This is a genomic window from Kitasatospora sp. NPDC051984, assembly GCF_044593455.1.
In the GTDB taxonomy this organism is placed as follows: Bacteria; Actinomycetota; Actinomycetes; order Streptomycetales; family Streptomycetaceae; genus Kitasatospora.
In genome coordinates this window covers 111,999-125,323 of record NZ_JBIUCB010000015.1, presented here as the reverse complement: position 1 = coordinate 125,323, position 13,325 = coordinate 111,999, and the positions used below count along the sequence as shown (strand labels likewise).

Annotated in this window: 11 protein-coding genes; 6 read left to right on the top strand and 5 right to left on the bottom strand. The window is 73.2% G+C overall.

The window, feature by feature from the left end:
* Positions 1-273 precede the first annotated feature (273 nt).
* Positions 274-825 carry a hypothetical protein gene (locus tag ACIHEI_RS26470; protein ID WP_387649417.1) on the bottom strand — a complete coding sequence of 184 codons (552 nt, stop codon included), beginning with the start codon at positions 823-825 and terminating at the stop codon, positions 274-276.
* 39 nt (positions 826-864) lie between these two features.
* Positions 865-1,617 carry a glycoside hydrolase family 25 protein gene (locus ACIHEI_RS26465; RefSeq protein WP_396608338.1) on the bottom strand — a complete coding sequence of 251 codons (753 nt, stop codon included), beginning with the start codon at positions 1,615-1,617 and terminating at the stop codon, positions 865-867.
* 246 nt (positions 1,618-1,863) lie between these two features.
* Here ACIHEI_RS26465 and ACIHEI_RS26460 point away from each other — a divergent pair, with 246 nt between their 5' ends.
* Entirely contained in the window at positions 1,864-5,628 is a 3,765-nt protein-coding gene (locus tag ACIHEI_RS26460; protein WP_396608337.1) for a helix-turn-helix domain-containing protein, read from the top strand.
* On the opposite strand, the gene ACIHEI_RS26455 is transcribed toward ACIHEI_RS26460, so the two are convergent.
* Positions 5,607-6,188 carry a hypothetical protein gene (locus tag ACIHEI_RS26455; RefSeq protein WP_396608336.1) on the bottom strand — a complete coding sequence of 194 codons (582 nt, stop codon included), beginning with the start codon at positions 6,186-6,188 and terminating at the stop codon, positions 5,607-5,609. The two genes, ACIHEI_RS26460 and ACIHEI_RS26455, sit on opposite strands and share 22 nt — an antisense overlap.
* A 181-nt stretch (positions 6,189-6,369) precedes the next feature.
* Here ACIHEI_RS26455 and ACIHEI_RS26450 point away from each other — a divergent pair, with 181 nt between their 5' ends.
* Entirely contained in the window at positions 6,370-6,960 is a 591-nt protein-coding gene (locus ACIHEI_RS26450; protein ID WP_396608335.1) for a hypothetical protein, read from the top strand.
* Positions 6,961-6,967: 7 nt separating this feature from the next.
* On the opposite strand, the gene ACIHEI_RS26445 is transcribed toward ACIHEI_RS26450, so the two are convergent.
* Positions 6,968-7,858: an NUDIX domain-containing protein gene (locus tag ACIHEI_RS26445; RefSeq protein ID WP_396608334.1), complete on the bottom strand. Its 891-nt coding sequence runs from the start codon at positions 7,856-7,858 to the stop codon at positions 6,968-6,970.
* 217 nt (positions 7,859-8,075) lie between these two features.
* Here ACIHEI_RS26445 and ACIHEI_RS26440 point away from each other — a divergent pair, with 217 nt between their 5' ends.
* The 3 genes from ACIHEI_RS26440 to ACIHEI_RS26430 all read left to right on the top strand — a co-directional run bounded on the left by ACIHEI_RS26440 (position 8,076) and on the right by ACIHEI_RS26430 (position 11,808).
* Positions 8,076-9,842: an oleate hydratase gene (locus ACIHEI_RS26440; protein WP_396608333.1), complete on the top strand. Its 1,767-nt coding sequence runs from the start codon at positions 8,076-8,078 to the stop codon at positions 9,840-9,842.
* Between the two features lie 234 nt (positions 9,843-10,076).
* Positions 10,077-11,432 (top strand): MFS transporter, encoded by a 1,356-nt coding sequence (locus ACIHEI_RS26435; protein WP_396608332.1) that lies wholly within the window; start codon positions 10,077-10,079, stop codon positions 11,430-11,432.
* Between the two features lie 148 nt (positions 11,433-11,580).
* Positions 11,581-11,808: a GntR family transcriptional regulator gene (locus ACIHEI_RS26430; protein ID WP_396608331.1), complete on the top strand. Its 228-nt coding sequence runs from the start codon at positions 11,581-11,583 to the stop codon at positions 11,806-11,808.
* Positions 11,809-11,956: 148 nt separating this feature from the next.
* On the opposite strand, the gene ACIHEI_RS26425 is transcribed toward ACIHEI_RS26430, so the two are convergent.
* Entirely contained in the window at positions 11,957-12,754 is a 798-nt protein-coding gene (locus tag ACIHEI_RS26425; protein WP_396608330.1) for an MHYT domain-containing protein, read from the bottom strand.
* A 168-nt stretch (positions 12,755-12,922) separates the two neighbouring features.
* On the opposite strand from ACIHEI_RS26425, the gene ACIHEI_RS26420 reads away from it, so the two are divergent.
* Complete coding sequence (locus tag ACIHEI_RS26420) at positions 12,923-13,324, top strand: NTP pyrophosphohydrolase (RefSeq protein ID WP_396608329.1); 402 nt, start codon at positions 12,923-12,925, stop codon at positions 13,322-13,324.
* Position 13,325 lies beyond the last annotated feature (1 nt).

The following is a 13,325-nucleotide window of genomic DNA, read 5'->3' as shown; positions in this document are numbered from 1 at the left end:
TTGACGGAGCCTCGTACGGGGCCGGTCGTCCGTCTGCGGCCTGAAGCAAAGCAGAGCTGCCGATGGACAGTCAATGGACCCGGTTAAGGGAAAACTCAGGAACCTTGTTCACGCAGGTGGGGGCGCGTGCCGGCGTGGGGCTTCACCCTCCGGCGGCATCAACAGTTTTCAAGTTGGCATCCCTGTTCTTGGCTGTTCGGGTGGAATTCAGTACCGCCTCTTTGCGAGGTTTTTGAATTCCGGTCGCAGTAAAGAAGCCCGGCCGGTGGGTTGTCAGTCCGTCAGATTGGCGGGGCGGTGGGCGTGGTAGCCGTCGCCGTCCTTGAGGCCGTAGGTGTGCGTGGTGTAGCGGGTGCCGACGCCGCCCGCCTGCTCGTAGGCGTGGTAGGAGGTGTGCTTGCTGTTGTCCCAGCTGTCGAAGATGACCACGTGGCGGTGGTCGGGGTCGCTGCTGTTGGCCTTGATGACCAGGTCGCCCTGCCGCAGTTCGGACATCTTGATCGCCCTGGTCCAGCCGTCGTTCTTCAGCGCGACGGTGTTCGGGCCGGACTTGGGCAGGCGCAGCGTCATCGAGGCGTAGCCGGAGCAGTCCTGGCGGTAGCCGTCCGACCAGGTCTTGTGCTGGCTGTAGGGGACGGGCTTGCCGTGGTCGGCGGTCAGCCAGGCCTTGGCGCGGCGGATCTCCTCGGCGCGGGTGGTCTTCGGGGCGTCGGCGGCCCGGGTGGTGGTGACGGTGTCCGCGGCGGTGGCGAGGGTGGGGGTGCCGAGGGCCAGGGTGCCGAGCAGGACGAGGGCGGTGATGCTCCGGCGGTGGGTGCGGTTCATGGTGGTGTTTCCTTTTCGGGGTGGGGGGTTGAGGTTCGGTCAGCTGAGGTGGGCGAGACGGCGCAGCGCGGCGGGGTCGCCGTGGAAGACGTCGGCGTCCATCGGGAGGCCGGCGGTGCCGGGCAGTTGGGCGTGGTCGCTGTGCTGCCAGAAGTCCCAGGTGGTGGCGCCGGGCAGCGGGCGGGGTTCGGTGGTGCCGTAGCGGGCGAGCCAGCTGGGGTGGCCGGCTAGGTCCTTCGTTCCGCCGAGGCAGTCGTCGATGATGTCGCGGCGGGTGTAGACGGCCGGTGCGCTGCCGGTGGCGTGTTCGACGCGCCGGAGGAAGGCCCCCAGCTGGGCGGGTTGCAGCCGGTGGCCGTCACGGGTGCACGCCTCGACGTCCACGGCGGGTGGCAGTTCGCCCGGCTTGGTGCCGGTGTGGCCGGCGCCGCGGAGGGTGTCGAGGAAGTGGTCGGCTTGGGCGGCGCCGTCCTGGTCGGGGCGGAAGTAGTGGTAGGCGCCGTGGATCAGGTTGGCGGAGCGGGCGCCGGCCAGATCCCGGGTGAACCAGTTGTCGACGGTGCCGGTGCCTTCGGTGGCCTTGAGCCAGACGAACTGCTGGCCGTCGTGGGCGATCGCGGGCCAGTCGTAGGCCTTCTCTCCGTTCCTGGTCTCGTGGTTGTGGTGCGAGCTGTCGAAGCCGCGGACGGTGTAGGTCTGCGGTCCGCCGGCGGCGTCGGCGGGGGCGGCGGGGGCGGCCGGTCCGAACGCTGCGAGCGCCAGCAAGCAGGCGGCGCGACGGGTGGGCGTCATGGGCAGGTCCTCCTGGGTGCGGTGGTGACGGAGCGTCAGTGCGGCGGTGATTGCTGCGGCCCCGGTGACAGCGTTGCCCGCCGGATGCCGCCCGCGCACCGGTTGCCGGTTGTCGTCCGGGCCCGGCACCTCGACAACCCCTCCCACCTGCCCGTTTCCTGACGGCCTCCCGGGTGGCGTGGTGCCCCGTGTCCGGGGTCGGGCGGGCTCGTTGGGTGGGGTGGAGTCGAGGGAGGCGGGGTCGCGGTGAGCACCGAGGGCGATCGCGGGCGGGTGCCCGGGCAGGGTGGGCGCGGGGCCGGGTTCGGGGCGGTGCTGCGGGAGCGGCGGCAGTCGGCCGGGCTCTCGCAGGAGAAGCTGGCCCGTCAGGTGCACTACGACAAGAGCCACATCAGCAAGGTGGAGAGCGGCGACAAGCCGCCCACGGCGGCGTTCGCGCGGGCCTGCGACCAGGCGTTGCGGACGGGTGGCGCGCTGCTGGAGCTGGCGGTGCGCGGTCAGTGCCCGTACCCGGGGCTGGCGAGTTTCGGGGCGGAGGACGAGCGCTGGTTCCACGGGCGGGACCGGGCGCGCGCGGAGTTGCTGGCGCTGCTGGGCGAGCGACTGGCGGACCGGGGTGGCCCGGTCGCGGTGGTGGGCCCGTCGGGTGCGGGCAAGTCCTCGCTGTTGCGGGCGGGGCTGGTGCCGGCCCTGCGGCGCGGCGCGCTGCCGGCGCTGGGGGCGGTCGACGCCGAGGTCTTCTCCCCCACTGCCGAACCGATGGCGCGGCTGAACGCGCTCGCCCGGGGCGCCTGCCCGGTCTGGATCGTCGACCAGGCCGAGGAGTTGTTCACGCTGTGCGCCGATCCGGGTGAGCGGCGGGCGTTCCTGGACCGGCTGTGCGAGGAGGCCGGACCGGACGGCAGCCGGCTGGTGGTGCTGGGCCTGCGGGCCGACCTGTACGGGCACGCGCTGGCGCACCAGGGCGTGTTGGCGGCGGTGCGGCGCGGTCAGCTCGCGCTGGGGCCGATGAGCGCCGAGGAGTTGAGCCGGGCGATCACCGCACCGGCCCGCACGGCCCGGCTGGAGCTGGAGCCGGGCCTGCTGGAGGTGCTGCTGGCCGATCTGGGCCTGGACGGCGCCGCGGCCGGCGCCCCGGACGGCGGCGCCTACGACCCGGGGGCGCTGCCGCTGCTCGCGCACGCGCTGCGCGCGGTGTGGCAGCAGCGCTGCGGGCGGGCGCTGTCGCTGTCCGGCTACCGGGCGATCGGCGGCCTGCACGGTTCGGTGGCGCTGACGGCGGAGCGGGCCTGGTCGCGGCTGGACGGTCCGGCCCGGACGGCGGCCCGCCGGGTGCTGCTGCGGCTGGTCCACCTCGGCCCGGACGGTCAGGTGTCGCGGCGGCGCGCCGAACTGTCGCAGCTGGCGGCGGCCGACGCCGAGCCGGGTCAGGTGGAGCAGGTGCTGGCGTCGTTCGCGGACGACCGGCTGATCACCCTGGACGCGGCCGGCGCGACGCTCTCCCACGAGGCGCTGCTGCGGGCCTGGCCGCGGCTGCGCGGCTGGATCGAGGACAGCCGGGACGAGTTGAGACTGCATCAGCAGCTCACCCAGGACGCCGAGAACTGGGCGGCGTCGGGCCGCGAGGAAGCCCTGCTGCCCCGGGGCAGCAGGCTGGAGGTGGTCCGCGCCTGGGCGGCGTCCGACGGCGGGCGCGGCCTGGCGCCGGTGGAGCGGGACTTCCTGGCCGCCGCCGCGCACCGCGCCGACCAGGAGCGCCGGGCGGAGCGCCGCCGGGTCCGGACCCGCCGTCAACTGGCTGGCATCCTGGCCCTGTTGCTGGTCGCGGCGGCGCTCGCCGGCGACCTGCTGCGGCAGGAGCACGAGCGGGCGGAAGCGGCGACGGACGGCCGCAGCGCACTGGTGCTGCTCTCCGAGGCGCAGCGCAGTTCGTCCCGTGACCCGTACGCGGCGCTGTGGCAGTCGGTGGCGGCGCGCCGGATCGCCGAGGCGGGCGTTCCGGAGCTGCGCCGGGAGGCGGACGACGCGGTGCTGAGCACCCAGGGCCAGTACCTGGCGGGGCGGATCCCGGGTTTCGAATACGGGGTGAACGGGCTGGCGCTGAGCCCGGACGGGAAGCTGGTCGCCACGGGTGACGCGCAGGGCCGGGTGACGCTGTGGGATTCCGCGACCACCGCGCGGGTCGCCGAGCTCCAGGGGGAGGTCGGGCATCCGGTGCAGGATCTGGAGTTCGGCCCGGACGGGTCGGTGCTGGCCGCCGCGCTCACGGGCGACGAGCGGCGCCGGATCCTGCTGTGGCGGGTGGCCGACCGGGCGCCGTTGCCCGCCCCGGTGATGCCCGTGAACGGCGAGGGCAGGCCGGCGAAGGCCAAGCGGCTGGCGTTCAGCCGGGACGGCGCGCTGCTGGCGGCGGGCTCCGGCGACAAGGCGCTGCTGGGCCAGGTGTGGGTGTGGCGCACGGACGCGGGTGCGGCGCCGCCGGTGCGGACGCTGGCGGACCATGCGGGCGCGATCCAGGGGTTGGCGTTCGGCGCCGGCCACCAGTTGGCCTCGGCGGATGTCGGCGGCGCGGTGCTGGTGCGGGACGTGGACGCGCCGCCGCGGCGGGACGGCGGTGCGCCGGTGGTGTTCGCGGGCCGCTCGCCGTCGCCCCGGTCGTTGGCGTTCGCGGCGGGCGGCGGGCTGCTGGCGGTCGGCGACGAGCAGGGCGGGATCCGGTTGTGGCGTCCGGCGGCCCCGGACACCGGGCCGCGGCAGTGGCCGGCCACTGACCTGCCGCCCGGTCATGTCGGTTCGGTGAACGCGTTGGACCTGACGCCGGACGGCGCCACCCTGGTGTCGGCGGGCGACGACGGCGCCGCCCGGGTGTGGGACGTGGCGACCGGCCGGGTGGCGGCCGAGCTGCACGGCCATCCGACGTTCGTGCTGGGCGCGGCGATCGGCCGGGACGGCCGTACCGTCGTCACCTCGGCCGCGTTCGGTTCACCGCCGGGCAGTGTGCTGGTCTGGGATCTGCGGCGGGGCACGGATCTGGCGCCGTGGCCGGAGCATCCGCAGGTCACGGCCGTCGCCGCGGCCGGGGACCGGGCGGCGGTCGGCACCGCCGACGGCCGGCTCGCGCTGTGGGACGTGGGCGGGCCGGTGCCGCGTCCGATCGATGTCACGGGTCCGTCGGGCAGTGCGGTCACCGCGCTGGCCTTCGACCGGGGCGGCCGCGCCCTGGCGAGCGGCACCGACAGCGGCGCGGTGCAGGTCCGCGGTGCGGCGGACGGCGCGGTGCGGGCCTCGCTGCGGGTGACGGGCCGGGTGTCGGCGGTCGCGCTGAGCCCCGACGGGTCGCAGCTGGCGGTGGGCACCACATCCGGCCGGCTGCTGCTCGGCCCGCCGGACGGCTCGCCGTTGCGGGAGCGCCGGCCCGCGAACGACGACCGCGTCCACGCCCTGGTGTTCCTCGGTGACGGCGCCGAGCTGGCGTTCGCCGGTGACTCGCAGTTCGTCCGCCTGTTCACCGTCGCCGATCCGGGGCGGCCGGTCCGCGCCGGCGCCTACGGGCACGCCGATCAGGTGCGCCGGCTGGCCGTCAGCCCGGACGGCCGCTACCTGGCGACCGCCGGGAACGACCGGCTGGTGAACGTGTGGGACACCCGCACCGGTGCGCGACTGGACACCGTCCGGCGCTCGTTGGACGACACGGTGCTGGCGCTGGCGTTCGCCCGGGACGGCCGGGCGCTGGCGGCGGTCGGCCGCGAGGGCCGGCTGCGCGGCTGGGACACCGCGCACCCGGACGCCCCGGCCACCACCCTCACCGGCCCGGCGCAGTCGCTGAACGGTCTCGCGTTCCTGCCCGACGGCCGGGCCCTGGTCGGCGGCGACGACGGGACCGCCCCGCTGTGGAGCCTGTCGCCGGACGCCGCGGTGGCGCGGGCCTGCGCGGTGCTGCGGGCCCCACTCCCCCGCGACGAGTGGTCGCGGCTGCTGCCTGCCGTCGGCTACCGGCCGGACTGCGGCTGACCCGACGGGCCGTCGGGCCGGCGTGACTGCACCAGGGCGACGTAGCGGACGGTGAAGACCATCGGCACGGCGAACCCGGCGAGCTGGACCAGCAGCGAGGCCAGCGAGTGGCCGTGGCCCGCGTGGGCGAGCACGCCCAGGACGACGGCGGTGATCGCGAACGCGGCCGTCCACACCGAGGTGATGATCACGTTGACCCGGATGAACGGCTTGAGCGGCCAGATCTCGGGCGGGGTGCTGCGCTTGGCGATGCCGAGCGTGAACGGCTTGCCGATCAGCAGCGAGGTGCCGGCGATGACGGCGAGGCAGGCGGAGGAGAGCGTCGCGGAGTAGTCGCGGATGCCGGAGTGCGGGTCGGCGAAGGCGAGTGCGGCGAGCGCGGCGAAGTACAGCGCGGAGCCGAGTTCGATGATCAGCGCGTCCCAGGCGGCTCCGGCCCTGCGCTGCTGGAGGATGACGGCCGAGGCGACGACCAGACCGGCCAGGGCGGCCCACTGCCACTGGGCGGACGGGATCACCGCGAAGACGATCCAGGGCAGGAAGGTGCGCAGGTACGACATTTCGGTGTGGATTCCCCCTCGGTGAAGCGGCCGTTCCGGCCGTGCTGCCCGCAAGCCTATCCACCTGGCGCACCAATCACACCAAACGTCCGGATACCGACTATTGACATTGCGCCAACTCCCGTATCCACCACGGAACATGCGCCCGGCTTTGTCCTAACGGGATGTCAGGATCCGGGGCATGGAGAACAACACGGGGATGAACACCTACCAGCGCCTGGTCGTGCGCCTGCACGAACTCGGCATGATCGACCGTCGGACGGCGGACGAGCAGGTCGCGTCGACCGCGGCCTGGGGCGAGCCCCGACCGGAGCGGCGCGCCCAGGAGTTGGCCGGAGTGCTGGACGAGTGCGGCGTCGCGGTGCGGGCGCACGGCGAGGACGTCGACTTCGCGGAGAGCGCCTACGAGTCCGTCCTCAGGAACGCGGCACGGATCACCGGCGGCGCGGTCACCGTCACCGGGGTGGAACTGGTCGGCGAGATCGGCGACACCCGGGAGCTCCGTTTCAAGGTCAACGGCGTGGCGAAGTCGTGGTGGATCGACCAGCCGTCCGACGACTACCTCGACCTGGGGGCCATCGAGTTGGGCATCGGCGACCTCGAGCCGGGCGGTGCGGACCCCCGGGTCTTCCACCCCGTCCCCGCCGACGAGACCTGCGGGGACGACCTCCACCTGCTGGCCACCCCGGCCCAGGCGGCGGCGCTGCGCGAGGAGTTCGGCCTGCGGATCCGGGTGTGCGACGCGGACGGCGTGGTCGTCCAGGAGGTGTAGTGGCGCGTCAGAGGTGAGCCAGGTAGTGCGCCAGGTACGGCGGGGTGCGCAGGGCGGGTATCTCCTCCCGGCGCACCAGCCGGACGGCTTGGCCCTCGCCGAGGACGAGGGCGCCCTCGGGTCCGTCGTAGACGGCGTGCAGGACGGTGGTGGTGTCGGCGATCAGCGGGTGGCGCGGCGCGTCGAGTGGGCGCAGCGCGGTGACGGTGATGCCGGCTTCTTCGCGGATTTCGCGGGTGGCGCAGTCGTGGGCGTTCTCGTGGCCTTCGCGCCAGCCGCCGATGGGGGCCCAGTGGCCGGGCCAGGCGATGCCGGGGTGGTCGTCGCGGAGGTTGAGCAGGACGCGGTCGCGGGCGGGGGTGGTGACGAGGACGAGGACGCCTTCGAAGGCGTCGGCGCCGGGGTCGGTGTCCTCGGCGTACAGGGTGGTGCGGGCGCGGCGGGCGCGGTCGACGAGCATCAGCCGGCGGTGGTCCTGGGGTCGCATCCGGTTGCGCCAGCGCCAGAGGGTGTCGACGGCCCAGTCGGTGTGGGCGGTGGTGAGGCGGATGCCGCGAAGTTGGTCGTCGTCGAGGGTGCCGCCGTCGAAGATGTAGTCGGTGGCGGCGAGTGGCCGCTGGGCGGTGGGTGCGTGGTGCAGGACGGCGAGCAGGCAGCGTTCGGTTTCGACGTCGATTCCGAGTTGCTCGCGGGCCCTCGACCGGGCGCTCTGCCAGGGGGTTTCGCCGGTTCGGGTGTCGCCGCCGGGCAGTTGCCAGCGGTCGGGGTCGTGGGCGGAGCGCAAGTGGAACGGGTGGCCGTGCCGGTCGGTGAAGTAGAGGGCGCCGTGGCTGCTGGTGAGGGCGGTCCGGCGCAGGTACTGGCCGATGGGTTCGGTGAGGTCGTGGTGTCCGGTCACGGTGTCCCCCTGTCCGCGTGCGCCTGTCTTCGACCCTAGGCAGCGGTGCGGCGCGTGCCAATGCCCGGTGCGGGATCCGCCGGAACCCGGCGGCAGCCGAATTCACCCAGACGGCGCAATGCGGGCAACCCGCCGTGCGCGCGGATGTAAGGACGGGTTGGGTGGGACCTGGGGCCGGCGATCTTGGTCGGCCCGTGGAACGGATGAGGGAGCGTCGATGTACTACAGCAGCGGCAACTACGAGGCGTTCGCCCGGCCGCGCAAGCCCGCGGGAGTGGACGGCAAGCGGGCGTGGTTCGTCGGCTCGGGGCTGGCGTCGTTGGCGGGCGCGGCGTTCCTGGTCCGGGACGGACAACTGGCGGGCGAGCGGATCACCATCCTGGAGCAGCAGCGGATTCCGGGCGGCGCGCTGGACGGCATCAAGGAGCCGGAGCGCGGGTTCGTGGTCCGCGGCGGCCGCGAGATGGAGAACCACTTCGAGTGCCTGTGGGACCTGTTCCGTTCGGTCCCGTCGATCGAGATCGAGGGGGCCAGTGTCCTCGACGAGTTCTACTGGCTGAACAAGGATGACCCGAACTTCTCCCTCCAGCGCGTCACCCACCAGCAGGGCCGCGACGCCGGCACCAACGGCCTGTTCGCGCTCAATGACCGGGCGCAGCGGGACCTGTTGAAGGTGTTCCTGGCGACGCGTCAGGAGATGGAGGGCAAGCGGATCGACGAGGTGTTCGGCGAGGACTTCCTGTCGTCGAACTTCTGGCTGTACTGGCGGACCATGTTCGCCTTCGAGCAGTGGCACTCGGCGCTGGAGATGAAGCTCTACCTGCACCGTTTCGTGCACCACATCGGCGGTCTGCCGGACTTCTCGGCACTGAAGTTCACCAAGTACAACCAGTACGAGTCGCTGGTGCTGCCGCTGGTGCGGTGGCTGATGGACCAGGGTGTGGTGTTCCAGTACGACACCGAGGTCACCGACGTCGACTTCTCCTTCACGGACGGCCGGAAGCAGGCGACGGCGCTGCACTGGGTCTCCGGCGGTGAGCCGGGCGGGGTTCAACTGACCGCGGACGACCTGCTGTTCACCACCATCGGCTCGCTGACCGAGAACTCCGACAACGGCGACCAGCACACCCCGGCGAAGCTGAAGGAGGGTCCGGCGCCGGCCTGGGACCTGTGGCGGCGGATCGCGGCGAAGCACCCGGACTTCGGCCGTCCGGACGTGTTCGGCGCGCACGTCCCGCAGACCAAGTGGGAGTCGGCGACGGTCACCACGCTGGACCACCGGATCCCGGAGTACATCCAGAAGGTCTGCAAGCGCGACCCGTTCTCGGGCCGGGTGGTGACCGGCGGCATCGTCACCGCCCGCGACTCGTCCTGGCTGCTGAGCTGGACGGTCAACCGGCAGCCGCACTTCAAGCAGCAGCCGAAGAACCAGATCGTGGTGTGGCTGTACTCGCTGTTCGTGGACGTGCCCGGCGACTACGTGAAGAAGCCGATGCAGGAGTGCACCGGCGAGGAGATCACCCGCGAGTGGCTGTACCACCTGGGCGTTCCGGTGGAGCACATCGACAAGCTGGCGGCGGAGGCGGCCAAGTGCGTGCCGGTGATGATGCCGTACGTGACGTCGTTCTTCATGCCCCGCCAGGCCGGCGACCGGCCGGACGTGGTGCCGCCGGGCGCGGTGAACTTCGCCTTCATCGGCCAGTTCGCGGAGGCCGGCGACCGGGACTGCATCTTCACCACCGAGTACTCGGTGCGCACCGGCATGGAAGCCGCGTACCGCCTGCTCGGCGTGGAGCGCGGCATCCCCGAGGTGTTCAACTCGACGTACGACGTGCGGGCGCTGCTGAACGCGGCGAGCCGGCTGCGCGACGGCAAGCCGGTGGCACTGCCCGGCCCCCACGCGCTCCGCAAGCGGCTGAACAAGCGGCTGGAGACCTCGGAGATCGGCGAGCTGCTGAGCGAGTACAACCTGCTCCCCGAGTGACCCCGCATACGGTGCCCCGGACCCGAACGGGTCCGGGGCACCGGCGCGACTACTCGGTGCGCCGAACCGAACGGCCGCCTCGACGCCCTGCGGGTCGACGCTCGACGCCCTGCGGGTCGACGCGCGGGTGAACGCCCCAGGCCTCACACACCGTCAATGCCACACTTCCGCCGCACGCCGTCGCACAGCATCTCGACATCAAGCATCTTGATATCGAGAGACTTCTCCGGCAGAGTGCTCCCGGTACGGAAGAACGACGGCGTGAACGGGGTGGCGGCGATGGCGACGGGAAGCAGGGACGGCGGGGCGGGGTTGCTGGCCCAGTTGCGCAACCCGCCAGGGGGCGCGGCCGGGCGGACCATGCTGCTGACGGTGTTCACCGACCGGACCGGGTCGGGGGTGTGGGCGGCGGCCTGCGTGCTGTACTTCACCGAGGTGGAGCGGCTGACGGCCGGCCAGGTCGGGCTGCTGCTCGGCGTCGCCTCGGTGGCCGGGATCGCCGGCTCGCCGCTCGCCGGGCGGCTGGCCGCGAGCCTCGGGAGCCGGCCGGTGCTGATCGGGTGCCACCTGCTGCGGTCGGTGGCGCTCGCGGCGATACTGCTCTGCTCCTCGTTCGGCGCGCTGCTGGCCCTGGTCGCGGTGACCGCGCTGGGCGACCGGGCGGCCCGCGCGATGGAGATGCTGTTCGCCACCGACGCGGCGGGCGACCGGCGTTCGGTGTACCGGGCGCTGTCCCGGACGGCGATGAACGCCGGCTACGCGGCGGGCGCGGGCCTGGCCGCGATCGGCCTCGCGGTCGGCACCCCGGCCGCGTACCGGGCGCTGCTGCTCGCGGACGTGCTCTCCTTCCTGCTGTCGGCCGCCCTGGTGGCGGGCATCCGGGAGCCGCGCCACGAGGGCCGGGTGGTCGCCGGATCCGGGCACCCCGCCCCGGACGCCGGCACCGGGCCCCGCCCGAGCCCGTGGCGCGACGGCGGCTACCTGCGCTTCGTCGCCCTGGACTGCGCACTCACCATCGACGACGCGATCCTGAACGTCGGCCTGCCACTGTGGCTGATCCACGCCACCCACGCGCCGCACGCACTCGTCCCGGCCTTCCTGGCGATCAACACCGTGCTGGTGGTGGCCGCCCAACTCCGCGTCTCGGCCGCCGTCCGGACGCCCCGCCAGGCAGTGCGGGCCGTGCCGGTGTACGGCTTCACGCTGCTCGGCTGCTGCGCGGCGGCCGCCGCGGCGTACGGGACGGGGCCGGTCCTCGCCTCGGCGCTGCTGCTGGTCGCGGCGGTGCTGGTGACCTTCGCCGAACTGATCCGCTCGGTGGTCTCCTGGGAGCTGTCGGTGGCCCTGGCCCCGGAACGGGCCCGCCCCGAGTACCTCGGCGTGGCCGGCATGGCCCAGTCCACCGAAAAGGCAGCCGGCCCCCTCCTCCTGACCGGCGCGGTCCTCGCGACCGGCCCCCTCGGCTGGCTCGCCCTCGGCCTCGCCACCACCGTCGCCGCGTACGCACAGCGCCACTTCAGCGCGGCCCGGCTGGGCACCGCGAGCACCGTCGCCATCGGCTCGCCCGCGCCGTCCGTCACTTCGAGCTGAGCTCCACCACCCCGAACGCGTCGCCGACGGCGGCGGGCAAACGCCGGCGGACCAGACGCTGCCGACCGCGGTGCGGCTCTGGACGCGGGCCTGCACGGCAGTGCATCGTTCGGTTCCGCCGGAGCCGGCCGATGAATGGAGTGACGACATGTCGGAGGAAGTTCGAAGCGGGGCGTTGGTCGTCGTCCTTGGCGATGTGCTTCGGGCGGAGATCGCCGCCGACCCGACGATGACGGAGTTGCCGCGTGTGCGCGACATCGCCGAGACGTACGGCGCGGCCCGGCCGACGGTCGTGGCCGTTCTGCGCGCATTGGCGGCCGAGGGGCTGATCGAGGCCCGGCCGGGCGACCGGTGGACGGGCACTGGAAGGCCCTGACCACGTGAACGCCGAACGCCGCCCGGAGCGGGCGGCGTTGAGGCGGGGGGCGTTGAGGCGGGGGGGCGTTGAGGCGGGGGGCGTTGAGGCGGGGGGCGGCACCCCGTTGCAGTCGCGGAGCCTGTCGCGACCGCCCGTGGGGCACGTCTCAGGGGCGCTCCTGGCCGAACGGGTCGACCCGGATCGGCTCGGCGGCCGGGACGGTGCCGGGCTCGGGGTCCTGCGGGGAGAAGGCGATCGCCAGGCCGGCCACGGCGAGCACCACCACGATGCCGACGGCCACGGGCAGGGCGAACTGCGAGGCGGGGACGCCGGCGCCGCCGGCCCGGCCGTCCAGGGTGACGGTGACGGCGGCCATCGCGGTGTAGTGCATCGCGACCACGGCGATGCCGGCGATCAGCGCCGCGCCGAGTGCCGCCGTCAGGCCCTTGATGTGCAGGGTCATCCACAGCGCGGCGGTGGCGGCGGCGATCGCGATCGCGACCGAGGCGACGACCAGCGGGGTGTCGTAGGAGACCTTGCCCTCGACCTGCATGGCGGCCATGCCGAGGTAGTGCATCACCGCGACGCCGCACCCCGTCAGCACGCCGCTGACCAGCAGGGTGCCGGTGCCGCTGCCCCGGTAGCCGACGAAGCCGATGCCGAGGCCGACCACGACCACCGCGACCAGCAGGCTCAGCAGCGTCAGCGGAATGTCGTACACCAGCGTCGAGGCGTCGACCATGAATCCGAGCATCGCGATGAAGTGCATCGACCAGATTCCGCACCCGAACGCACCGGCCGCCAGCGCCAGCCAGCCGGCCCGCTTCTTCTGTGGCAGCGTCATGGCCCGGGCCGTGCACCGCAGTCCGATGGCGGCGCCCACGCACGCGATGACATACGCGACGACCGGGTTCACCCACCCGTACTGAAAACCGTCGAGGTGGGCCATGGTGCCGTGATTCATGAGAGGGGGGGTCCGATCGAAAGACGAAATGCTGGTGCGGGATTGCCGCACAGACAATACCTCCTGGTAACTACAGGTCCGTACCAGCAGTCAAATTCCCCTTCACTCCGCCTTTTCCCCGATCACACCACTCCTCCATCTGCCCGCGCCGTGGCACTCTTGACGCTCGTGAACAACAACAACGAGACCGAGCCGCCGCCCCTGCTGATCGTGGACGGCGCGAACGTGGTCGGCTCGGCCCCGGACGGCTGGTGGCGCGATCGGCGCGGGGCGGCGGAGCGGCTGCGCGACTCACTGGTGACGGTCGCCCGCGACGGGCTGCCGGAGCTACCGGGCCCGCTGACGGTCGTTCTGGTGGTGGAGGGTGCCGCCCGCGGGGTGGAGTCGGTGTCCGGCGTGCGGGTGGAGTCCGCTCCCGGCAGCGGTGACGACCGGATCGTCGACCTGGTCGCCGAGGAGCCGTCCCGCCGCTGCCTGGTGGTCACCGCCGACCGGGGCCTGCGCGAGCGCGTCACCGCTCTGGGCGCCACTCCCCTGGGCCCGCGCACCGTCCGCCGGCCGAACACCTAGC